This window comes from Kribbella rubisoli (assembly GCF_004217145.1).
Lineage (GTDB): Bacteria > Actinomycetota > Actinomycetes > Propionibacteriales > Kribbellaceae > Kribbella > Kribbella rubisoli.
Genome location: NZ_SHKR01000004.1, coordinates 21,160 through 43,790, shown reverse-complemented (window position 1 = coordinate 43,790; position 22,631 = coordinate 21,160). Strand labels below are relative to the sequence as shown.

Annotated in this window: 21 protein-coding genes; 13 read left to right on the top strand and 8 right to left on the bottom strand. The window is 68.0% G+C overall.

Translation table 11 applies throughout. The features are described from left to right. Positions 1-60 precede the first annotated feature (60 nt). The gene (locus EV645_RS02355; protein ID WP_130439260.1) at positions 61-891 is read right to left on the bottom strand and encodes an LLM class F420-dependent oxidoreductase; all 831 of its coding nucleotides are present in this window, start codon (positions 889-891) and stop codon (positions 61-63) included. A gap of 357 nt (positions 892-1,248) precedes the next feature. Here EV645_RS02355 and ald point away from each other — a divergent pair, with 357 nt between their 5' ends. From ald to EV645_RS02320, 8 genes are all read left to right on the top strand, one after another. Then, positions 1,249-2,364, top strand: a complete 1,116-nt coding sequence (ald, locus tag EV645_RS02350; protein WP_130439258.1) for an alanine dehydrogenase — start codon at positions 1,249-1,251, stop codon at positions 2,362-2,364. A gap of 14 nt (positions 2,365-2,378) precedes the next feature. Beyond that, positions 2,379-3,305, top strand: coding sequence for a site-specific tyrosine recombinase XerD (xerD, locus tag EV645_RS02345; protein ID WP_479684493.1), 927 nt, complete (start codon positions 2,379-2,381; stop codon positions 3,303-3,305). 10 nt (positions 3,306-3,315) lie between these two features. After that, a complete protein-coding gene (locus tag EV645_RS02340; RefSeq protein WP_130439254.1) occupies positions 3,316-4,560 on the top strand; it encodes a low temperature requirement protein A in 1,245 nt (414 codons plus the stop codon). A 351-nt stretch (positions 4,561-4,911) separates the two neighbouring features. After that, on the top strand, positions 4,912-5,823 hold the full coding sequence (locus EV645_RS02335; protein WP_130439311.1) for a ParA family protein: 912 nt from the start codon (positions 4,912-4,914) through the stop codon (positions 5,821-5,823). Further along, positions 5,808-6,197, top strand: coding sequence for a hypothetical protein (locus EV645_RS42120; RefSeq protein WP_198681426.1), 390 nt, complete (start codon positions 5,808-5,810; stop codon positions 6,195-6,197). Before EV645_RS02335 ends, EV645_RS42120 begins: the two co-directional genes overlap by 16 nt. Positions 6,198-6,199: 2 nt before the next feature. Next, a complete protein-coding gene (locus tag EV645_RS02330; RefSeq protein WP_422386609.1) occupies positions 6,200-7,177 on the top strand; it encodes a segregation and condensation protein A in 978 nt (325 codons plus the stop codon). Further along, positions 7,174-8,421: an SMC-Scp complex subunit ScpB gene (gene scpB, locus EV645_RS43280; RefSeq protein WP_338419120.1), complete on the top strand. Its 1,248-nt coding sequence runs from the start codon at positions 7,174-7,176 to the stop codon at positions 8,419-8,421. The genes EV645_RS02330 and scpB overlap by 4 nt, the downstream gene beginning before the upstream one ends. Next, complete coding sequence (locus EV645_RS02320) at positions 8,411-9,145, top strand: pseudouridine synthase (RefSeq protein ID WP_130439250.1); 735 nt, start codon at positions 8,411-8,413, stop codon at positions 9,143-9,145. Before scpB ends, EV645_RS02320 begins: the two co-directional genes overlap by 11 nt. A gap of 168 nt (positions 9,146-9,313) precedes the next feature. Here EV645_RS02320 and EV645_RS02315 read toward each other — a convergent pair whose 3' ends face one another. After that, on the bottom strand, positions 9,314-10,960 hold the full coding sequence (locus tag EV645_RS02315) for an APC family permease (protein ID WP_130439248.1): 1,647 nt from the start codon (positions 10,958-10,960) through the stop codon (positions 9,314-9,316). A 189-nt stretch (positions 10,961-11,149) separates the two neighbouring features. Here EV645_RS02315 and EV645_RS02310 point away from each other — a divergent pair, with 189 nt between their 5' ends. Genes EV645_RS02310 through EV645_RS02300 form a run of 3 tightly spaced genes read left to right on the top strand, consistent with a single transcriptional unit; the run spans position 11,150 to position 14,297 of the window. Continuing rightward, positions 11,150-12,253, top strand: coding sequence for a sugar ABC transporter substrate-binding protein (locus EV645_RS02310; protein WP_130439246.1), 1,104 nt, complete (start codon positions 11,150-11,152; stop codon positions 12,251-12,253). Next, positions 12,250-13,023: an ATP-binding cassette domain-containing protein gene (locus EV645_RS02305; protein WP_130439244.1), complete on the top strand. Its 774-nt coding sequence runs from the start codon at positions 12,250-12,252 to the stop codon at positions 13,021-13,023. The genes EV645_RS02310 and EV645_RS02305 overlap by 4 nt, the downstream gene beginning before the upstream one ends. Continuing rightward, the gene (locus tag EV645_RS02300; protein WP_198681424.1) at positions 13,020-14,297 is read left to right on the top strand and encodes a sugar ABC transporter permease; all 1,278 of its coding nucleotides are present in this window, start codon (positions 13,020-13,022) and stop codon (positions 14,295-14,297) included. The genes EV645_RS02305 and EV645_RS02300 overlap by 4 nt, the downstream gene beginning before the upstream one ends. Here the strand turns inward: EV645_RS02300 and EV645_RS02295 are convergent. From EV645_RS02295 to EV645_RS02270, 6 genes are all read right to left on the bottom strand, one after another. After that, entirely contained in the window at positions 14,294-14,647 is a 354-nt protein-coding gene (locus tag EV645_RS02295; RefSeq protein WP_130439242.1) for a LytR/AlgR family response regulator transcription factor, read from the bottom strand. The genes EV645_RS02300 and EV645_RS02295 overlap by 4 nt on opposite strands. A gap of 49 nt (positions 14,648-14,696) precedes the next feature. Further along, on the bottom strand, positions 14,697-16,073 hold the full coding sequence (locus EV645_RS02290; protein ID WP_130439240.1) for a sensor histidine kinase: 1,377 nt from the start codon (positions 16,071-16,073) through the stop codon (positions 14,697-14,699). Positions 16,074-16,080: 7 nt separating this feature from the next. Beyond that, on the bottom strand, positions 16,081-16,734 hold the full coding sequence (locus EV645_RS02285) for a response regulator transcription factor (protein WP_242000155.1): 654 nt from the start codon (positions 16,732-16,734) through the stop codon (positions 16,081-16,083). A gap of 90 nt (positions 16,735-16,824) precedes the next feature. Beyond that, positions 16,825-17,739 (bottom strand): hypothetical protein, encoded by a 915-nt coding sequence (locus EV645_RS02280; protein ID WP_130439236.1) that lies wholly within the window; start codon positions 17,737-17,739, stop codon positions 16,825-16,827. Positions 17,740-17,745: 6 nt separating this feature from the next. Further along, on the bottom strand, positions 17,746-18,681 hold the full coding sequence (locus EV645_RS02275) for a hypothetical protein (protein ID WP_130439234.1): 936 nt from the start codon (positions 18,679-18,681) through the stop codon (positions 17,746-17,748). Positions 18,682-18,684: 3 nt separating this feature from the next. Then, positions 18,685-19,620, bottom strand: a complete 936-nt coding sequence (locus tag EV645_RS02270; RefSeq protein WP_242000154.1) for a hypothetical protein — start codon at positions 19,618-19,620, stop codon at positions 18,685-18,687. Positions 19,621-19,763: 143 nt separating this feature from the next. Here EV645_RS02270 and pafA point away from each other — a divergent pair, with 143 nt between their 5' ends. Then, positions 19,764-21,125, top strand: coding sequence for a Pup--protein ligase (pafA, locus tag EV645_RS02265; protein ID WP_130439232.1), 1,362 nt, complete (start codon positions 19,764-19,766; stop codon positions 21,123-21,125). 116 nt (positions 21,126-21,241) lie between these two features. Continuing rightward, positions 21,242-22,528, top strand: coding sequence for a GNAT family N-acetyltransferase (locus EV645_RS02260; protein ID WP_130439230.1), 1,287 nt, complete (start codon positions 21,242-21,244; stop codon positions 22,526-22,528). Positions 22,529-22,631 lie beyond the last annotated feature (103 nt).

Here is a 22,631-nt window from a genome sequence, read left to right as displayed (position 1 = left end):
CACCGCGCCATGTGGTGCACCTACTGCTGATGTTCCCTCGATCCCGGGCGGAATCAAGCTCTACACGAGCACAGTTGCCAGCGCCTCGTAACCCGGTAGCAGGTCGATGCCTTCGCGGCCCAGTTGCTGGATCGCGACGTGGTCCGCGCCCGCGTCCAGGTGTGCCTTCAGGCCCTCGGCGACCTCCACTGCCGACCCGTGCAGAACCATCGCGTCGACGAGCCGGTCGCTGCCCCCGTCGGCGATGTCGTCGTCGGTGAACCCGAGCCGCTTGAAGCTCGAGGTGTAGTTCGACAGCTGCAGGTACGACGCCAGCCGGTCCCGCGCTGTCGCCCGCGCGACCTCCGGATCGGTCTCCAGCACGATCATCTGCTCCGGCGCGAGCAGCACCCCGCCACCGAGGATCCGGCGCGCTTCCTTCGTGTGCTCCGGCGTCGTCAGGTACGGCAGCGCCCCGGCGGTCCGTGCGCCCGCGAGTTGCAGCACCTTCGGCCCGAGCGCGGCCAGCGCCCGCCGGTCGGCCGGCACCTTCGCGTCGTCGAGCTCGTCCAGGTAGCCGACCATCGTCTCGTACGGCGACCGGTAGTCGTCGTTGCGCTCACGGTGACCGATTCCGATACCGAGCAGGAACCGTCCCGGGTGCTCGTCCTCCAGCCGGTGGTACGACGCCGCGACGTCGGCCGCCGGCGACTTCCACATGTTCACGATGCTGGTGCCGACGGCAACCGAAGTCGTTGCGGCGAGCAACACCTCGGTGTCGCGCAGACCGGTCTCGGGCGAGGCGCCCAGCCACAGCGTGCCGTACCCCGCCTCCTCCAGACCCGCCGCCAGTTCCGGGCCGAAGTGCTGGGGTCCGTGCCAGACCCCGTACCGTCCCAGTTCGACTGCCACGCCGTACTCCTCTCGTCGATCAACCTCAGCGTGCAACCCGGGGCGGACGGGCTCCGTTCCAAGCATCTCTGACGCCGACGAATGGCCGTCAATGATCGTTGCCGTGTCAGCCTGGAGTCACAGGTGGCCGGCGATCGCTGCGTGTGGGAAAGCTCACCGACCGTAGCCAGGTATCACTTCGTTCTCCGTGGCGTCATCTTCTGTGAAAGGTCGTGTCAAGATCAGACCATCCAGTCGGGTGGTATGAACCGCAGAGGCTTACACTCGGCAACGACCTGGCAGCACACCCCTCGACCGCCGGGCCCGCGGACACAACGACGTGAGCCGCACACCTGGAACGTGAAAGAAGGGCAAGTTGTGAAGGTCGGAGTACCGAAGGAAGTCAAGAACCACGAGTACCGGGTGGCGATCACCCCGTCCGGTGTGCACGAGTTCGTGCGCAGCGGGCACGAGGTGCTGATCGAGCAGGGGGCGGGCAACGGATCGCTGATCCCGGACGAGGAGTTCGTCGCGGCCGGGGCCCGGATCGTCGCCGAGGCCGACGACGTCTGGGCGGACGCGGAGCTGGTGCTCAAGGTGAAGGAGCCGGTGGCGGAGGAGTACCACCGGATGCGCAAGGACCAGGTGCTGTTCACGTACCTGCACCTTGCTGCCAGCCAGGAGACGACCGACGCGCTGCTCACGTCCGGCATCACGGCTATCGCCTACGAGACCGTGCAGCTTCCGGACGGCACTCTGCCGCTGCTGGCGCCGATGAGCGAGGTGGCCGGCCGGCTCGCGCCGCAGTCCGGTGCGTACCACCTGATGGCGCAGGGCGGCGGCCGCGGCGTGCTGCTCGGCGGCGTGTCCGGCGTACATCCGGCCAGGGTGGTCGTCCTCGGTGCGGGTGTCTCCGGGATGAACGCGGCCGCGATCGCGCTCGGGATGCAGGCGCAGGTGCAGCTGTTCGACCGCAACATCGCCCGGCTGCGTCAGGCCGACCAGATCTACCAGGGCCACCTGCTGACGATCGCCTCGAACGCGTACGAGATCGAGCGCGCCGTGCTCGAGGCCGACCTGGTCATCGGCGCGGTGCTGGTGGTCGGTGCGAAGGCGCCGAAGCTGGTCACCAACGACATGGTCAGCCGGATGAAGCCGGGCAGCGTGCTCGTCGACATCGCGATCGACCAGGGCGGCTGCTTCGAGGACTCGCGTCCGACCACGCACGCCGACCCGGTGTACCGGGTCCACAACTCGCTGTTCTACTGCGTCGCCAACATGCCCGGTGCGGTGCCGAACACGTCGACGTACGCGCTCACCAACGTGACGCTGCCGTACGCGATCGAGCTGGCGAACCTGGGCTGGCGGGAGGCGCTGAAGTCGGACCACAGCCTGGCGCTCGGCCTGAACACCTTCGACGGTCACGTGACGTACGGGCCGGTGGCCGAGGCGCACGACCTGTCCCAGCTGAAGCTCGACGAGGTGCTGGTCTGAGTATCTCTTCGGGCATCACCAGGGCAGTTGGCACCTACCTGGACCACCTCACGGTGGAGCGCGGTCTGGCCCCCAACACCCTGGCGTCGTACCGGCGTGACCTGCGCCGGTACGGCGGCTACCTCGCCTCCGCCGGGATCGACGACCTCGGCCGGATCACGGAGGCCGTGATCGGCGACTTCCTGATGCGGCTGCGTGAAGGCGACGCGGACCATCCGCCGCTGACCGCTTCCAGCGCCGGGCGGACGGTTGTGGCGGTCCGCGGGTTCCACAAGTTCTGTGTACGCGAGGGGCTGACCGCTGTGGACCCTGCGGCGGCCGTGAAGCCGCCTGCGCCGCCGCAGCGGCTGCCGAAGGCACTGTCTGTCGACGAGGTCACCCGGATCCTCACAGCGGCCGCTGGAGCCGAGGCCGAGCCCGCTGTACTGGCCACTCGGGACGCTGCCCTTCTGGAGTTCCTGTACGGCACCGGAGCCCGCATCTCCGAGGCAGTCGGCCTGGACGTCGACGACATCGACCTGGACGCCGGTGCGGTGCTGCTGCGCGGTAAGGGCGGCAAGGAGCGGGTAGTGCCCGTCGGGTCGTACGCCCGCGACGCACTGTCGGCGTACCAGGTCCGTGGTCGCCCTGACCTGGTGTCGCGCGGACGCGGCACCCATGCGCTGTTTCTGAACGCCCGCGGCGGCCGCCTGTCCCGGCAGAGCGCCTGGACGGTATTGCGTCGTGCCGCGCAGCGGGCTGGGATCTCGAAGGAGATCTCCCCGCACACGCTGCGTCATTCGTACGCGACCCACCTGCTGGACGGCGGGGCCGACGTACGCGTGGTCCAGGAACTGCTCGGACATGCGTCCGTCACGACGACCCAGGTGTACACCCTGGTGACGGTCGACAAGCTCCGCGAGGTCTACGCGACCTCGCACCCCCGGGCGCTCTCCTCTTAAGGTTCACCGCGTGAGTGAACAGACGGGGGCTGCTGAGGAGCGGCACGCGAGTTGGCTGGAGTTGTTCTTCGATCTGACCGTGGTCGCTGCGGCCGCGCAGATCTCGCACCGGCTGCACGGTGCCGAGACGCTCGGGCAGGTCGCCATCTGCGCGGCGATGTTCTACGCGATCTGGAGCGTGTGGACGGCGACCAGCGTCTACGCCAACGTCGCGGGGGAGCACACACGGCGCCGAGCGGTACTGCGGACCATGCTGGGCATCGGCGTAATGGCTGCGTCCGTACCTGGCGTGTGGCCGGGTCTGCTGCCGGGCCATGCTGGAGAGCCGCACGGTGGCAGCCGGACCGTGGCGTTCACTGTCGCTTTCCTGGTCTGCCGGGGCATCGCGGCAGGGTCGGCCAGCCGGGACGGCAAGGTGATCGGCTTCTGGCCGGCCACGCAGGGTGTCATGGCCGCGCCATGGGTCGTCGCTTTGTTCGTCCCGGAGGAGACGGCGTACTGGCTCTGGGCCGGCGGGATCGCCGCCGACCTGATGTTCTCCGTGATGGGGGCACGCAACCCGAAGGCGCTGGAGCAGCGTGCGACCAGCATCCGCCGTCAGCAGGAACAGGACCAGCTCCGGGACCGGTTGTTGCGCCGCCTGTGGCACCGGCGTGACGACGAGGTGCCGGCGAAGCCGCCGCTGATCACGACCGCGCAGGTCGAGCGGGGGCATCTGGACGAGCGGCTGGGGCTGTTCGTGATCATCGTGCTCGGAGAGGCACTGGCGCAGGTCGTCGACGCGAACACCGAGCTCGACTGGGACTGGAAGGTCGGTCTGGCCTCGCTGGCCGCGTTCTGGTTGATGATCGAGCTCTGGCAGCTCACGACGCTGTATGGCTTCACTCCGGCGCCCCGCAGTACCACTCCGCTCGAGCCGTGGGCCGCACTGCTCGCTCACCTCGTCGTCACCGGGGCAATCGTCGCTATGGCGGCCGGACTGGGCGGTCTGATCCCGCACGCCGGGGAGCACCTGGAGACCAAGGAGCGCTGGTACCTGTTCGGAGGGCTCGCTCTGTACTTCGTGATCAGCGGTGTGGCCGGCGTGATCGGGAAGGTGCGGCTGCGGTGGTTCCTCGGCTGGCAGATCCCGTGCCTGCTCGTGTCGGTCCTCGTCGCCTTGCTGGGGCACTCGCTGCCGGCCTGGGGGCTCGCCGTCGTGGCGGCCGTCGTACCGACCTGGTTCTACAGCTACAACCGGATCGTGAAAAGCTAGACCCCGGTGCTCGGTGGGCGGAGACGGTGTGCGATCATCTGCTCACGGCCGGTAACTCGGAGTGGGTGATCGGCCAGGTTCGGAGCTTTGTCGACAAACAGCCCCACCCCGGTGCGGAGTGGCTGGTTGAGAGTGCTTGAATGCACGCTTACAGTCGCTGGGATCGCCCGTATCGGTTGAAAGGTTTGACGAGTCATGAACGAGTCGACATTCCCGGGCACCGAGCACGTGACCGACCACCTTTCGGGCCGCATCCCGGGGCACCATCCGAGCCCGGAGCCGGCCCAGCCGTTCAGCACGCCACCCCGCCCGGTGACGACGCCCCGGGCGCTGCCCGACAACTATGCGGAGATGCCGAAGCCGACGGCCAAGCTCACCGCGGAGGACCTTGCACCCGTGAACGACCCGAACGGCCCGCGTCACAAGATCGGGCCGACCGGCCGGCCGCTGCCGGACCTGCCGGTGCCGCAGCCACCCGCCAAGACCGGCCCGGCGCAGGTGATCGCGATGTGCAACCAGAAGGGCGGCGTCGGTAAGACGACGACCACGATCAACCTCGGCGCGGCGATCGCCGAGACCGGCCGCAAGGTGCTGCTGATCGACTTCGACCCGCAGGGGTCCGCCTCGATCGGCCTCGGCGTCCAGCCGCACGATCTGGAGCTGTCGGTCTACAACCTGCTGATGCAGCGCGACATCACGCCCGACGAGGTGATCCGGCCGACCCGGGTGGAGAACCTCGACCTGCTGCCGGCCAACATCGACCTGTCCGCGGCCGAGGTGCAGCTGGTCCAGGAGGTCGCCCGCGAGTACACGCTGCAGCGGGTGCTGGACCCGATCATCCCGAACTACGACGTGATCCTGATCGACTGCGCCCCGTCGCTCGGTCTGCTCACGGTGAACGCGCTGACCGCGTCGAACGGCATCGTCGTACCGCTGGAGTGTGAGTTCTTCGCGCTCCGCGGCCTGGCCATGCTGACCGACACCATCGCCAAGGTGCAGGACCGGCTGAACCCGAAGCTCGAGATCGTCGGGATCCTCGGCACCATGTTCGACGGGCGTACGACGCACGCCCGGGAGGTCCTCGACCGGGTGGTCCAGGCCTTCGACGAACGCGTCTTCCACACCGTCATCCGGCGTACCGTCAAGTTCCCCGAGACCACGGTCGTCGGCGAACCGATCACGACGTACGCCCCCTCGTCCCAAGCGGCTACGCAGTACCGCGACCTTGCCAAGGAGGTGCTGGCGCGTTGTCCCGCCGGGTGAGCCTGCCAGGTGCCAGTGAACTCTTCGGGGGTGCGGCACCGAAGCAGACCAGACCCGAGAAGCGCACCACCACTGACGGATCGTCCACCGTACGGTCCCGTACGACGGTCGTCGACGACCGGAAGTCGAGTGGTCGGATCCGTCACGACACGAAGATCACCGTGTACGTGACGGAGGATGAGCTGCTCGGATTGGAACAGACCAGACTTGCGCTGCGCGCGGAGCACGGCCTGACCGCCGACCGGGGCCGGATCGTCCGCGAGGCGATCGACGTCCTGCTGGCCGACTTCGTCGACCACGGGCCGGACTCGGTGCTGGTACGGCGGCTGCGCGCGTCCGAGGACCGGGCCGCGGAGCTCAAGGGCACGGAGTGACCGTGTCCTCGGACTCGTTACCGCTGGACCTCTCGGCCGGCTCGGGCGACGAGCCGGCTGTTGCCGAGGGCAAGGGGTTCAGTGTTCACCTGGTGAACTTCGAGGGCCCGTTCGACCTGCTGCTGCAGCTGATCTCGAAGCACAAGCTGGACATCACCGAGATCGCGCTCTCGGTGATCACGGACGACTTCATCGCGCATATCAAGGCGCTGGGGTCGGAGTGGGATCTCGATCAGACGTCGGAGTTTCTGCTGATCGCGGCGACGTTGCTGGACCTGAAGGCGGCGCGGTTGCTGCCGAAGGGCGAGGTCGAGGACGACGAGGACCTCGCGCTGCTCGAGGCGCGGGATCTGCTGTTCGCGCGGCTGTTGCAGTATCGGGCGTTCAAGCAGATCGCTGCGCTGGTGCAGGAGCGGATGGCGATCGAGTCGCGGCGGTTCCCGCGGGCCGTTGGGGTGGAGCCGCGATTCGCGGAGTTGCTGCCTGAGGTGTTGCTGGGGCTTGATCCGGCCGGGTTGGCTGCGCTCGCGTCGCGTGCGATGGCGCCGAAGAACGACGTACCTGAAGGGGTTTCGCTCGCTCACCTGCACGCGCCGGCCGTCACGGTGCGCGAACAGGCTTTGGTGATCGTGGACCGGTTGCGGCGGCAGCGCAGTACGACGTTTCGCGCGCTGGTGTCCGACTCGCCGGACACCGTGACGACGGTGTGCCGGTTCTTGGCGTTGCTGGAGTTGTTCCGTGAGGCTGCGGTGACCTTTGACCAGGTGACGCCGTTGGGTGAGCTCACGATCCGGTGGACGGGTACGGACGAGGGCGAGATCGACGTCAGCGACGAGTTCGACGAGGAATCCAAACCGTCCGAGCCCGAAGCCGGCGAGGCCCCGGTAGTTGCCGAGGACACCGACTTCCTCGAGCCCGGCGCCAGCGCCACCGACGAATCCGACATCGACCCAGCACCCAACGAGACGGCAAACCAGTGACCGACCAAACCAACACCCCCGAGCCCGCCCCACAGGAAGAACCCGCGCCGGACCAGCCGGTGGGCGCGGCCGACTCCGAGCAGCAGGTTGCTCCGGACGGTGCCGTGGCGGAGCAGGCGGGCACGGACGCGGACGCTGTGCCAGACCGGCCCGTCGGGGTTGGGGAGGATTTTGCACCCGATACGGGCGAAAACACTCCCCAACCTGCCGATACACAGGACGAGGAGCACCTGCCGCCGGGGCAGACTGAGGTGCCGGTGGGGGATGAGGTTGTTGTTGATGACGACACCATGCGGCGGGCTATCGAGGCGATCCTGATGGTGACGGATGAGCCGTTGCCGGTGCTCACGTTGGCGCGTGCGGTCGGGCGGCCCACGGGGGATGTGGCGGACGCGCTCGCGGGGCTGGCGGAGGAGTACACCGAGCAGGGGCGTGGGTTCGACCTGCGTGAGGTGGGCGGCGGCTGGCGGTACTACACCCGCGCCGAGGCAGCGCCGTACGTCGAACGCTTCGTACTCGACGGCCAGCAAGCACGGCTGACGCAGGCCGCGCTCGAGACGCTGTCGGTGGTCGCGTACAAGCAGCCGGTCAGCCGGGCGCGCGTCTCCGCCATCCGCGGGGTGAACGTCGACGGCGTCATGCGCACGCTGGTAGCGCGCGGTCTGGTCGAGGAGGCCGGCGCCGACACAGAATCCCAAGCCACCCTCTACCGCACCACGACGTACTTCCTGGAACGCATGGGCATGCAGTCCCTGGACGACCTCCCGGAGCTCGCTCCCTACCTCCCCGACATGGACGACATAGAGGAGGAGCTCGCCGCCCAAACCCTCCCGCCCTCACCGTCTTCCGACGACACCACGTCAACGGACGACGCGGAGTCCGCCGGGATGGCGGAGGACGCCCAGTCCGCACAAGCCACCGAGTCCGACGAGGCGGAGCACGCCGAGACCGAGCACGCCGAGCCCGCGCAGGATGCGGAGGAGGTGGCGTCGTACCAGGACGCGGATGCTGATGAGTCGACGGATGCCGAAGAGGCCGAAACCGCTGTGTCCGTGGAGGACGCGGAGACGGCCGGGGATGCCGGCGACGACGAGGACGGAGAAGCAGCCGCGGACGATGTAGAGGCCGACGATGTAGACGCTGACGATGTAGACGCTGACGATGTGGAAGCCGAGGCCGTGGAGGCTGCTGAGGGGTTTCGGGTGGTTGGGGTTTTGGGGGAGGGCGGGCGGGATGGCGGATGACGGCGGGGTTCGGTTGCAGAAGGTTTTGGCGCGGGCGGGGGTTGCTTCCCGGCGGAATGCTGAACTCTTGATTGAAGAGGGGCGGGTCGAGGTTGACGGGCGGGTGGTGACGGAGTTCGGGGTTCGGGTGGATCCGGAGTCCGCGGTCATCCGGGTCGACGGCGAGCGGATTCCGCCGGTGAGTGCGAACGTGTACCTCGTCCTCAACAAGCCGCGCGGTGTCGTCAGCACGATGTCCGATCCGCAAGGGCGTCCGTGCATCACCGACTACGTGCAGGACCGCCCGGAGCGTCTCTTCCACATCGGCCGGCTCGACACCGACACCGAAGGACTCCTGCTGCTCACGAACCACGGTGAGTTCGCGCACCGCCTCGCGCACCCGTCGTACGAGGTCTCCAAGACGTACGTCGCCGAGGTCGACGGCAACGTCAAGCCCGGGGTACTGCGGACGCTCCTCGACGGCGTCGAGCTCGACGACGGCCCGGCCCGCGCGGACACGGTGAAGATCGTTTCCACCGTCCCCGGCCGCACCCTGGTCGAGATGAGCCTGCACGAGGGCCGCAACCGCATCGTCCGCCGCATGTTCGACGCGGTCGGCCACCCGGTCAAGCGCCTCACCCGCACCGCGATCGGCCCGGTCCGCCGCGGCAACCTACACACCGGCGAACTCCGAGACCTCAACCAGAAGGAACTGGGCCAGCTTCTCGACCTCGTCGACCTCTAACCCCGCCGATCCCCAGCCATTTGACGGGTTGACCCCTCAGATTGTCGGTTAGCCCGTTGCATGCAGGGGGAACAACCGACAATCTGAGGGGTCAACCCGTCAAGTGCCCGACGCCGAGGCACTCGGCCCGGCGCCGGGGCGGGCCGGCGGGGACGCACTAACAGGCGTTCACCCCAGGTTGGCTTCTTCGGGTACGACGACCTGGTCGACCATCGCCTGGATCTGTTCGGCCGGCAATGCGACCGCGAGAGCCCAGAAGTAGATGACCAGGCTGAAGACTGCCGTCACGAGCATGTCCCACCACAGCGGGAACCACGGGTGCTTCAGCGGCCCGAAGTCGCTCAGGTAGACGATCAGCCCCATCCCGACCAGGTACGCCGGCAGCCACTGCGCCGCGCGTAGATCGAGCTGCGGCATGATCGGGTTCAGCTTCAGCACCCGGTTGCCGATCAGGATCACGTATCCGAGCAGGATCGCCACGCCGAGCTTCCAGTCCGTCATCCACCCGGACCACAGGATCAGCAGGTTCGCGACCACGAACGCCAGCGGTGACAGCCAGTTCGCGCCCGGCAGCCGGTACGGGCGATGCGCCCCAGGCAGCCGGCGACGGAACACGCCGAGCGACAACGGCGCACCGGCGTACATCAGCACGCTCGCGCTGGTGATCAACCCGACCAGTGAACGCCAGCTCGGGAACGGCAGGAAGCAGATGCAGCCGATGATGAACGCCGTGATCAGCCCGACCCACGGCACGCCGCGCTTGTTGGTCCGCTCGAACACAGCCGGCACATACCCGTTCCGGCTCAGTCCGTACGACACCCGCGAGCTGCCGGTGATGTAGATCAGCCCCGTACCACCAGGCGAAACCACCGCGTCGATGTACAGGATCGTTGCCAGCCACCCCATACTCAGCAACGTCGCGACCTGGGCGAACGGTCCCGTCATCGTCGTGTACGCCGCATGCGCCCAGGTGCCCTGGATCTGGTCCTTGGGCAGGGCCGCGATGAACACGATCTGCAGCAGGATGTAGATGACCGCGCCGATCACGATCGACCCGATCACCGCACGCGGGATGTCGCGCCGCGGGTTGCTGCTCTCGCCGGCCAGCTGGTCGGCCTGCTCGAAGCCGAGCAGCGCGAAGATGATGCCACTGGTCGACACCGCGGACAGGATGCCCTTGGCGCCGTACGGGTTGAAGCCGTCGGCGGCGGTGAAGTTGCTGCCGTGGAACTGGACCACGGCCAGCGCGAAGATCGTCAGCAGCGGAATGCCGACCTTCCACCAGGTCGCCGCGCTGTTGGTCCGCGCGAGCAGCCGGATGCTGAGGAAGTTGATCGCGGTGACCGCGGCCATCAGCAGCACCGCGACCACGATCCCCGAGCCGGTGAGGATGTGCTGGCCGTTCTTGGTCTTCAGCCAGCCGCTCGCGAACGAGTAGTGCTGGCCGTAGGTGATCATCGCCAGTACCTCGATCGGCGCCACGGTGGCCGCCTGCAACCAGGAGAACCAGCCGAACGACGCACCGGCCGCGCCGCCGAACGCGTAGTGCGGGAAGCGCGCCGTACCGCCGGAGACCGGGTACATACCGCCGAGCTCCGCGTGCACGAGCGCCAGGATCAGGATCGCCGTGCCGCCGATGACCCAGGAGATGATCGCCGCGGGGCCGGCGGTGGACAGGGCGCCTTGGGCGCCGAACAACCAGCCGGAGCCGATGATCGATCCTTCGGACGCCCAGATCAGACCGACGAAGCCGATGTCACGCTTCAGGCCCGGCCGGCTCTGCCGAGCGGAAGGTATTGCTGCAGATGTGGACATACCCAGAACCATGGCCCGGTCCGGTCCGCCGGTGCAGTGAGGCTGTCCGCCGTCACGGTACCCAGCCAGCCGGTATCCGTCGTACCAACTGGTGGGCAACGAGGTTGGGTGCCTGCTGCGACGACGGGACGCGGCGCCGATCGCATGCTGGGCAGGAGAGAACCCTGCGGCGATCACGAAGGACGCGAGATGCGAACACCACCGAGAGCTGTCGCACTGGCCGGACTCACGCTGACACTGATGGCGGGTCTGGTTGCCTGCGGCAATAACAACAACAACTCGTCCGGGAGCAGCAGTACGCCGCCGCCGAACACGAAGGTCGGCGTCCTGCTTCCGGACACCGCGTCCTCGCCCCGCTGGGTCTCGGCCGACCCGAACGAGCTGCGTAAGCAATGCACGGCGAACAAGCTCACCTGCTACATCGACAACGCGAACAACAGCGCGACGACGATGGAGTCCCAGGCCCAGGCGCTGATCAACCAGGGCGTCGGCGTCCTGCTGGTGACGAACCTCGACTCGGGGTCCGGCAAGGCGATCGAGTCGCTGGCCAAGCAGCACAACGTGGTGACGATCGACTACGACCGTCTGACCACGGGCGGTACGGCGGAGTACTACGTGTCCTACGACAACGTGAAGGTCGGCGAGGACCAGGGTACGGCGCTGACCGCGTGCCCGCAGGTCGCCGGCAAGAGCGCCGTCGGGTACGTCGACATCGACGGCGCACCGACCGACAACAACGCGACGTTGTTTGCCCAGGGCTACAACTCGGTGCTGTCGAAGCAGGCCGGCTGGACCAAACTCGGCGAGCAGACCGGCAACTGGGACCCGGCCACCGCGCAGACCGTGTTCACCACGATGCTCGGCCGGCACCCGAACTTGAACGCGGTGATGGTTGCCAACGACACCATGGCGCAGTCGGTCATCAACGTGCTGAAGTCGCAGGGTCTGGCCGGCAAGGTCGCGGTGTCCGGGCAGGACGCCACCGCGGGCGGTCTGGACAACGTGATGGCCGGCACCCAGTGCTTCACGATCTACAAGCCGGTCGCCGGTGAGGCCGATGTCGCGATCAAGCTGGCGGGCCAGATCCTGTCCGGCCAGAAGCCGACCGCCCCGGCAACGATCAAGGACCCGACCACCGGTCGCGAGGTCCCGTCCTACCTGGCCGACCCGACGGTGATCACCAAGAAGAACGTGGCGATGCCGGTGACGGACGGCTACGAGACCGCGGCGTCGGTCTGCCCGACTCCCGCGCTGGTGAAGCTTTGCAACGAGAACGGCATCCACACCCCGTGAAGACACTCGAACTACGAGGCGTCGGCAAGTCGTTCGGTCCGGTCGTGGCGCTGTCGGGAGTCGACTTCAGCGCCGCGGCCGGCGACGTGACCGCCCTGGTCGGCGACAACGGGGCAGGCAAGTCGACGCTGGTCAAATGTATCGGCGGCATCCACCGCATCGACGCCGGCGAGATCCTCGTGGACGGTACGGCGCAGCAGCTGCACGAACCGCGGGACGCGGCCCGGCTGGGCATCGAGATCGTCCACCAGGATCTGGCCCTGGCTGACAATCTCGATGTCGTCGGCAACATGTTCCTCGGCCGCGAACGGGTCGGCCGGCTGCACACGCTCGACGAGAACACGATGGAGCAGCTGGCCGCGCAAACCCTTGCCTCGTTGGGAGTCCGGACGGTTCGCTCGGTCCGGCAACGGGTCGCGAGCTTGTCCGGCGGCCAGCGGCAGACGGTCGCGATCGCGAAGTCCGTGCTCTGGAGCTCGAAGATCGTCATCCTCGACGAGCCGACCGCGGCCCTCGGCGTCGCCCAGACCGAGCAGGTGCTGGACCTGGTACGCCGGTTGGCGGATCGCGGCGTCGCCGTCGTACTCGTCTCGCACAACATGAACGACGTCATGCAGGTCGCCGACTCGATCGCCGTCCTGTTCCTGGGCCGGATGGCCACCCAGGTACGGCGTAAGGACGTCAGCCAGACCCAGGTCGTCGAGCTGATCACCAGCGGCCGGTCCGGGGAACTCGGACTGCCGGCCGAGTCGAGGGGAGCGTCCCAGTGAACGTGCAGGCCGAACCGGTGGTCGCCGACCAGAAACCGCAGCACGAGCGCGTGCCGGCGCCGCTGATCGCCTACCTGCGCGACTACCTGGCGAGGCTGCGTGGCGGCGAACTCGGGTCGGCTCCGGCGATCGTCGGCCTGGTCGTCATCACCGCGTTCTTCGCGATCGTGCATCAAGGCTTCCTGAGCGCGTACAACCTCGAGGCGCTGGTTATCCAGGCCGCTCCGATCATCGTGATGGCGATGGGGCTGGTCTTCGTTCTGCTGCTCGGGGAGATCGATCTGTCCGCGGGGACGACCGGTGGTCTGTGCTCCGCGATCATGGCTGTGCTGTTGCTGCGGCACGGCCAGCCGTGGTGGATCGGCGTACTCGCGGGTCTCGCCGTCGGGCTGGTGATCGGGTTCGTGATGGGATGGCTGCGGGCGCGGGCCGGCATTCCGTCGTTCGTGATCACGCTGGCGACGTTCCTGGCCTTTCAGGGGCTGACGCTGATCCTGATCGGCGGTCAGGGCTCGGTGATCCTGCCGACCGGCTCGCCGCTGATCTCGTTGGAGAACAGCTTCGTGCCGATCTGGCTGGGCTGGACCTTGCTGGGGATCTTCGTCCTCGGATACGCCGCGATCAAGCTGGTCGATGCGCGCGGACGCCGGCAGAGCGGGCTGCCCGCGACACCGGTCGTCGTGATCGTGGCGAAGGTGGTTGCGGTCGCGTTGCTCGGCAGCGCGTTCACCTACGAGATGGGGATCAACCGCAACCTGATCACCAACGCGTTCTTCAGCAACAAGGCGCAAGGCGAGCCGTGGGCCGTCGTCCTGCTCGTTCTGCTGTTCGTGGTCTGGCACTTCACCCTCAGCCGCACTCGCTACGGCCGGCACGTGTACGCCGTCGGCGGCAACGAGGAGGCTGCTCGTCGCGCCGGTGTCGTGGTGTCGCGGATCCGGATCTCCGTGTTCGTGATCTGCTCCGGCATGGCGGCCATTTCGGGTGTGGTCGCGGCGTCCCTCCTGCAATCGGTGCAGTCGAACGCAGGCGCCGGGAACACCCTGCTGCTGGCAGTCGGTGCAGCGGTCATCGGCGGTACGTCGTTGTTCGGCGGGCGCGGCCGGATGATCGACGCCGTACTCGGCGGCCTGGTGGTTGCCGTCATCATCAACGGCATGAGCGACCTGATCCAGGGCTCGAACTCGTCGGGCTACGAATGGGTCGTCACGGGCGCAGTTCTCTTGCTGGCTGCCGGATTCGACGCCGTCGTACGCCGCGGGCGCTCCAGCTAGCCCCTGTCCAGCAGCCTTTGGATCGCGGCGGCCGACAGGTTCGTCTTGGGCACGAAGCCGATCGCAGGGCTCGCGGCAATCAAGTCCGCGTAGTCCTGCTCGGCGTGCGTCGAGATCAGGATCATCGGCGGCGGCGAGCCGGCGGACCGCAGTTGCATGATCAGGTCGAAGCCGCTCTCGCCGCCGAGGTCGATGTCGACCAGTACGACGTCCGGACGCAGGTCCGCGACCAGCTCACCGGCCTCGGCGGCCGACATCGCCGTACCGACGACTGTGACGCCTTGGCGCCGCAGCAGGCCGCGCGCCGCTTCGAGGAAGTGCCGGCTGTCGTCGACGATCAGGCACCGCATGGATCAAGCATTGCAGGCACGCAAACCGGTGGCATTCCTGCTGCCTGTACTACAAGGTGATGGGCAGCGCGACCGAGAGCGTAGTCCCTGCTCCTGTTGGACTTTCGACCACGAACGTTCCGCCGAGAGCCTGGACGCGGTCGCCGAGCCCGATCAGCCCGGAGCCCGTCGCCGGGTCCGCGCCACCGCGACCGTCGTCGCGGACGATCAGTTCCAGCAGGTCGTTCGTGATGTCGGCATCGATCAGTACGACGGACGCATCGGCGTGCTTCGCGGCATTGGTGAGGGCTTCGGACACGACGTAGTACGTGGCTGCTTCGATCGGCGCCGGGAGCCTGGTCGTGAACCCGACCGTGACCTCGGCCGGGACCTTGGACCGGCGGGCGAGCATCCGGAGGGCCGGACCGATGCCGCCTTCGGACAGGATCGCGGGATGGATGCCTCGGGCAATCTCTCGCAGTTCGTCCAACGTCGAGGACAACCCGTCTGCGACCTTGTCGAGCTCGGCCATCGGGGCGCCGGCCTGGATCGCCCGGACGTCAAGGGTCAGCGAGACGAGCCGTTGCTGGATCCCGTCGTGCAGATCGCGCTCGATCTGCCGCCGGGTCGCGTCCGCCGACCGCACGATGCGCGCCCGGGACGCGGCGACGTCGGCGCTTGCCGCACCGAGCGAGGTCGCCATCGTGTTGAACGTACGTTCCAGCGTGCGGATCTCGCCGACGCCCGTCTCCGGCACGCGTACGCCGAGATCCCCCGCGGCCAGCTGGTTCGCCATCTCGGCTGTGACCCGCACCGGCCGGACGATCGCCCGCGTCAGGTAGATCGTGAAGCCCAGGATGAGTACGACGGAACCGGCCAGCCCGATCGCCGCGGCGACGACCGCCTGATCGGCGACCGCGTCCGAGTGCCGCTGCTCGGTCACCGACAACTGCTGCTCGGAGCCGATCAGCTGGTCGAGCACCGAGCGGATCTGAGCGACCCGCTGCGCGCCCTCCGCCGTGGCGGCCTCGGTGCGGGCAGTGTCCGGGTCGAGACGTGCGGCCCCGATCTCCGGCATCGAGTAGTCACGCAGGTACGACGTGACGCTCCGGCTCACCTGCTGCGCCCGAGTGAGCTGATCGGGGCTGCCTGCAACCAACTGCTGCAACGCGGCGGTCTGCGCCGGTAACTGCGCCTGAGCTGCCTGCCACGGTTGCAGGAACTTCTCCTGACCGGTGATGACGAAGTCGCGCTGACCGCTTGCGAGGTCATTGACCAGCCGCTCCACCTGATGCGCACTGGTCAGTACGGCCGCGGTGTGGCGGGCCTGGTGTTCCGACGCACGCAGTCCCTGCACCGAGATCAGCAGTACCACGAACCCGGAGCCGACCAGCACCATCAACAGCCCGCTCGCGAGCAGCACCCGGCGGGCTACGCCGCCGATCACTTCGCCCTCATGTGGCCCCGTGCCGCACGCCGTCGAGGTAGGTCAGGACGGCCAGGACCCGGCGATGGTCGTCGTCGGTCTCGGGCAGGTCGAGCTTGGTCAGGATGCTGCGGACGTGCTTCTCGACGGTCCCCTCGGCAACCCACAGCCGCCGCGCGACACCGGCGTTCGAGCGGCCCTCCGCCACCAGCGACAGGACCTCACGCTCGCGTTGGCTGAGCGCGGCCAGCGGGTCATGGCGGCGTCGAGCGTCGACCAGCTCCCGGACCAGGGCGGGGTCGACCACAGAGCCGCCGCGTGCGACCCGGCGCAGACTCTCGAGGAACTCGTCGACGTCCGTCACCCGGCTCTTGAGCAGGTAGCCGACGCCCTGCCCGGTGGCCATCAGTTGGAGCGCGTGCTCGACCTCTACGTGCGCCGACAGCAGCAGGACGGCGGTCTCCGGGTGCTCCCGGCGGATGACGTCCGCCGCGTCGAGGCCCTCCGTCGAGAGGCCGGGTGGCATCCGGATGTCGACGATGACGAGCTCCGGCCCCTCGCGCCGTACCAGGTCGAGGAGCTGCTCGGCGTTGCCCGCCGTACCGAGGACGGCGAAGCCGGAGCGCTCGAGCAGACTGGCCAGACCCTCGCGCAGCAGAACGTCGTCGTCTGCGATAGCCACTCGGGTCCGGCTCACGTCGTGCCTCTCGATCGCCCCGATGAGTCTGATGAGTTTCCAGTGTGGCACCGGAAACTCACCAGACAATCGGCCTTACTCGCCGGACAGTTGGTCGTAGTCCTGGGTGTCGTCGTAGTACCGCGAGTAGGCGACCTCACCGAACGTGCGCGGCACCTTGCCAAGGCCCTTGATCACTGTCGCCGTCCCGTTGGCGTGTCCGATCGTGTAGAGGTACGGCGCTCCGGTCTCCTTGTCGACGCCGAGCAGCAGCGTCCCGGTGCCGCACTTGGAGGCGACGAGCGCCTCGAAACCTTGCCACGTGGTCCGCCGTACGACCTTCACCACCGGCTTGCCCGACACGGGGATCCGGATCGTGTAGAGCGCTCCGGCGAACGTGTTTGCGAGGAACGTGTCGTAGGTGGCGGTCTGGCTCATCAGCGTCATCGTCTTGACCGCACTGAACCCGGCGTACGTCGTCTTGTGGGTGAACGACGTGCCGTTGACGCTCCAGCGCAGGATGGTGTCACCGATGACGGCGTACGCGCTGTTCCGGACGAGCTTGTTGCCGACGTTGTAGCGGGAGTTCTCGATGTACCGGGCAGCGCTCCAGCCGCCGCCGACCGCGGTCCGCGTCACCGAGCCCGGATCGACCTCGCCGCCGAAGCCCTTCACGTCGTACGTCAGCAGGTTGAGCGTGGAGTCCAGCACGACGTACTGGCGCCGGCTGACTCCGGTCTGGTCCGCGTTGACCTGCAGACCGAGCCCGCTGGCCACCTTGATGTTGTCGTCCGGCAGGAGGTCCTTGCCGCCCCAGGTGCTCGCACTGGCGCTCGGCGGGACGGTCCCTGACAGCACCCGGAGGATGAGGTCCCCGCCGCTCGTCGTCGAACCCAGCGCCAACTGGCAGAACGGCGGCGGCGCCGTCGTACCAGCACTCGCCGGTGCGGCCTGGACCAGCGCCCCGGCAGCCATCACTACCCCCAGCAGCCCAGCTGCTCGTTTCTTCATCCTTGTTCACTCCCCGTAGAGAAGGTCGTCGGCTTCAGAGCTGCCGGCGAAGTATCGGAAGTACGTCTTGTCCTCGGGCGCGACGAGCTGGTTGCCCACCCTGCCGAGGCCGTTGATGACCGTAGCGGCACCGTTGGCGTGGCTGACGGCATATAGGTAGGCGGTGCGCGTGTCCTTGTCGATGCCCAGCAGCAGGGTGCTCTGCTTGCCGCACCTCTCGGCGATGAGCGTGTCGAAGGTCTGCCAGGTCGACGTACGCACCTTCTTGACCACTGGAGCGCCGCTGAGCGGGATCCGGATCGTGTAGAGCGCTCCGCCCCGGGTGTTGGCCAGGAAGCTGTCGTACGTCGCGGTCTGGCTGATCAGCGTCATCGTCTTCACCGCCGAGAACCCGCTGTACGTCGCTTTGTTGCGCCAGGCCGATCCCTCCACGGTCCAGCGCGTGATCACGTCGTCCTGCAGGGCGTAGCTGTTGGTGCGGGGGCCGTTGGCCGTGAAGAAGGTGGACTGGTCCAGGTACGTCTGGTGGATCCAGCCGCCGCCCACCTTGGACTTCACGTACGACGCCGGGTCGAGCTGGCCTGTGCTGTTGTCGATGGCGTAGCTGAATCGGTAGAGGTCGGTCCCGATCGTCACGTACCCGCGGCTGACCATGGCCGACGGCGGATCCGGCTCCCACCCCAGCGACGTCGCCAGCCGCACCTGATCCACCGGGAACAGCCCCTTCGGGCGGACAACCGGCGTACCGGCTGTCACCGGCGACGTGGCCGTGATCGTCTGGAACTTGTGGTCGCCCTGGACGGTCACCGTGCCCAGGGTGAGGCTGCAGGCCGCACTCGCCCGAGCGGTCTCAGCTTGAGCCGGTCCGGGCACAAGTGCGGCCGCCGTCATCGCAGCGCCGACCACGCCGGCCACGCTGGCCGGGATCCGAAGTCTTGTCACAACTCACGCTCCAGTGAGGACGGTGCCGCCGCTGAAGTAGCGGAAGTACGAGTCAGTGGCCGGGAAGGTCGTCGGGACCTTGCCGAGACCCTTGATGACGGTTGCGGCGCCGTTGGCGTGGCCGACGGCGTACAGGTAGCCGGCGCCGGTGTTCTTGTCGATGCCGAGGAGCAGGGTGCCGGAGTTGCCGCACTTCTCCGCGATCAGGGTCTCGAAGCTCTGCCAGGTCGACGTGCGCACCTTGGTCACCACCGGATTCCCGGCGCCGGTCGGTATCCGGACGGTGTAGAGCGCACCGCCGTTCGTGGTGGCCAGGAACGTGTCGTAGGTACTGCCCTGACCGATCAGCACCATCGTCTTGACCGCAGAGAACCCGCCGAACGTCGTGTAGTACTTCCAGCCGCTCGGGGTGACCGTCCAGCGGGCGATCAGGCCGTCGGTGAACTGGTTGATCAGCGAGTAGACGTTCGACCGCTCTTGACCCCCGGGAGCGGCATGGCTCAGCTCGACGTACTTGTGCAGGTCGTCCCAGCCGCCGCCGATCAGGGTCTGCTTGAGTGTCCCCGGCACGATCGCCGAGCCGGTGGGGTCGGCGAAGTAGCTCGTCGAGTACATCCGGACGCCGAGCACTACCAGACCGGTGCGCTGCTCGAGGCCGTCCCATGCCTGGTACGAGGTCCGGATCGCGGTAGGCAGGCGCGCCTGACCGTCCGGATAGAGGTCTTTCGGGCCGACCTTGCGGGCACTGGCCGACGGTGTGGCGGTGATGGTCTGCATGGTGTGGTCGCCGCCGGGTGTGACGGAGCCCAGTCGCATCGAGCAGACCGCGGACTGGCTGGTCGCGGTGGCCGGAGCGGCTCCGGCGGGCGCGCTGACAAGGGTGCCCGTGACGAGCACTCCGGTGGCGATCGCGCCGAGCGCTCGCCTGTTCTTGGTCATGTGGAAGTCCTTCCTCGCGACAACCTCGATGCGGGCGGACGCCTGATTGTTGCGACCTGCAGGTGCATCAAAGGGATAACGCCGGACGACGGCGCGCCTGAGATCTGGCCCGCTTGTCGGAACCGCGCCGTAGTGTGGGTGATGTGAACCGGCGAATCTTCGGTCTGGAGAACGAGTACGGCGTGACCTGTACGTTCCGCGGGCAGCGGCGACTGACCCCGGACGAGGTGGCGCGGTACCTGTTTCGGCGGGTCGTGTCCTGGGGGCGGAGCAGCAACGTCTTCCTCCGCAACGGGGCCCGGCTCTACCTCGACGTGGGCTCCCACCCGGAGTACGCGACCGGCGAGTGCGACTCGGTCACCGACCTGATCGCGCACGACAAAGCCGGTGAGCGGATCCTCGAGGGACTGCTGGTCGACGCGCAGAAGCGGCTGCACGACGAAGGCATCTTCGGCGACGTCTACCTGTTCAAGAACAACACCGACTCGGCCGGCAACAGCTACGGCTGCCACGAGAACTACCTGGTCAGCCGGCACGGCGACTTCGCCAAGCTGGCCGACGTGCTGATCCCGTTCCTGGTCACCCGGCAGCTGATCTGCGGCGCCGGCAAGGTGCTGCAGACCCCCCGCGGCGCGGTGTACTCCGTGTCGCAGCGGGCCGAGCACATCTGGGAAGGCGTCTCCAGCGCGACCACCAGGTCCCGGCCCATCATCAACACCCGTGACGAGCCGCACGCGGACGCCGAGCGCTTCCGCCGGCTGCACGTGATCGTCGGCGACTCGAACATGTCCGAGACCACCATGCTGCTCAAGGTGGCCAGCACCGACCTGGTGCTGCGGATGATCGAGGCCGGCATCGTGATGCGCGACCTGACCCTGGACAACCCGATCCGGGCGATCCGCGAGATCAGCCACGACATGACCGGTCGCCGCGAGGTCCGGCTGGCGAACGGCCGCGAGGCGTCGGCGCTGGACATCCAGACGGAGTACCTGACCAAGGCGCGCGACTTCGTCGACCGCCGCGAGCTCGGGACGCCGGCGGTCGAGCGGGCGCTGTCGCTGTGGGAGCGGACGCTGAAGGCGATCGAGTCCGGCGACATGTCCGGGATCGAGCGCGAGATCGACTGGGTGATCAAATACCGGCTGATCGAGCGCTACCGCGCGCAGAACAACCTCGGTCTGGCCAGCCCGCGGGTGGCGCAGCTCGACCTGGCGTACCACGACATCCACCGGCCGCGCGGGCTCTACTACCTGCTCGAGCGCAAGGGCGCGGTCACCCGGGTCGTCGACGACCTGCGGGTGTTCGAGGCCAAGTCGGTGCCGCCGCAGACCACGCGGGCCCGGCTGCGCGGGGAGTTCATCAAGCGCGCACAGGAGCGCCGCCGCGACTTCACCGTCGACTGGGTGCACCTCAAGCTCAACGACCAGGCCCAGCGCACGGTGTTGTGCAAAGACCCCTTCAAGTCCCACGACGAGCGCGTGGAGAAGCTGATCGCCAGCATGTAAGGGAAGGAAAGAGGGGGCGGGGGGCCCACGACGAGCGCGTCGAGAAGCTCATCGCCAGCATGTAGTTCCTGGCTAAATCGGGTGCTTGGTCGCCATGCGCTGCTTAGAAAGGGCGCATGGCGATTGAAATCCGGCCGATCACCGCGGCCGAGTCACTGGAGTACCTGCGCGTCCTGCCGTACGTGAACGGCTTCCCGCAGGAGGAGCCCGAGCCGTCGGCCTGGTACGCCGGAACAGCCGCCTGGCCACCGCAGGTCCCGCCGACCGCCGCCGACCTCGAGCGGTACGCCGACGAGCTCCGGGCGGACTGGATCCGCCCGCAAGCCGCGTTCGTCGACGGCAAGATCGCCGGCGGGTCGGCGATCGTGTCGGTGCAGGTCACCGTCCCGGGCGGCCGGCAACTGGGCCTCGGCGGCGTGACGTCCACCGCTGTGCTGCCGACGTACCGCAGGCGTGGGCTGCTGCGGAAGATCATGTCCGCGATGCTGGCGGACTGCCGCGAGCGTGGTGAGTTCCTGGCCGGACTCAGTGCCAGCGAGGGGACGATCTACGGCCGGTACGGGTTCTCGCCGGCGACATTCCAGCACCGCTGGGAGGTACGGCGTACCGACGCCGCCTTCCGGTCTGAGTTCTCCGACTCGGGTGCGCTCGAGCTGGTGGACGGCGGGGTGGCGGGCGAGGTGTGGCCGGTGCTGCATGAACAGGTGCGTGCCCAGCGCGTAGGGGAGATCAGTCCGCTGCCGGGTAAGTGGGACGGGCTCGCAGCCGGTGCGTTGCCGGCGGACGGGTCCGGGCGGGCGCACCACCTCGTGCATCGCGATGCTGCGGGGGCAGTGGACGGTGCTGCGATCTTCCGGTTGCCGTGGTCGCCGGATCCGGCTCAGACGGGCGTACTGCAGGTTGAAGCTTTCGAGGCGCTGACATCCGATGCGTACCGGGCGCTGTGGGGGTTGCTGCTCGACTTCGACCTCACCAAGCGCGTCGTTGCGGCACGGCGACCCGTCGACGAACCACTGCGCTGGATGCTGACCAATCCGCGGGCGCTGAAGCTCACGCGGACGCGGGACAACCTGTGGCTGCGCATCCTCGACGTACGAGGGGCTCTGGAGGCACGGACGTACGCCGCGACCGATTCGCTCGTACTGGATGTGTCGGACGACCTGTTCGGCTCTGGCCGCTGGCGTCTGGACGCAGCACCGGCTGGAGCCAGCTGCACAACTACTGACCAGACCGCAGACCTGTCGCTCGGCATCGCCGAGCTGGGATCGCTGTACCTCGGCGGTGTCCGCGCAAGTGAGCTGTCCCACGCCGGCCGCATCGACGAGCACACACCGGGCGCAGTGTCCCGGCTGGACGCAGTACTGCGAACGGAGCGCGCACCGCACAATGCCGTCGGTTTCTGAGCGTTGTGACTGTACGTGGTGTGACTCAACGGTGACGCAGCCAGCCGTCCACCCAGTTGAAGCCGCAAGCTAGGGTGGGCGGCGTTGTTGACCGGAGTCGATC

Excerpts from the sequence above, each read along its gene's own strand:
- EV645_RS02270 (WP_242000154.1), bottom strand. The coding sequence starts at position 19,620 with ATGACCAAGAACAGGCGAGCGCTCGGCGCGATCGCCACCGGAGTGCTC.
- EV645_RS02295 (WP_130439242.1), bottom strand. The coding sequence starts at position 14,647 with ATGCGGTGCCTGATCGTCGACGACAGCCGGCACTTCCTCGAAGCGGCG.
- EV645_RS02280 (WP_130439236.1), bottom strand. The coding sequence starts at position 17,739 with ATGAAGAAACGAGCAGCTGGGCTGCTGGGGGTAGTGATGGCTGCCGGG.
- EV645_RS02320 (WP_130439250.1), top strand. The coding sequence starts at position 8,411 with ATGGCGGATGACGGCGGGGTTCGGTTGCAGAAGGTTTTGGCGCGGGCG.
- EV645_RS02310 (WP_130439246.1), top strand. The coding sequence starts at position 11,150 with ATGCGAACACCACCGAGAGCTGTCGCACTGGCCGGACTCACGCTGACA.
- EV645_RS02335 (WP_130439311.1), top strand. The coding sequence starts at position 4,912 with ATGCCGAAGCCGACGGCCAAGCTCACCGCGGAGGACCTTGCACCCGTG.
- EV645_RS02315 (WP_130439248.1), bottom strand. The coding sequence starts at position 10,960 with ATGTCCACATCTGCAGCAATACCTTCCGCTCGGCAGAGCCGGCCGGGC.
- EV645_RS02260 (WP_130439230.1), top strand. The coding sequence starts at position 21,242 with ATGGCGATTGAAATCCGGCCGATCACCGCGGCCGAGTCACTGGAGTAC.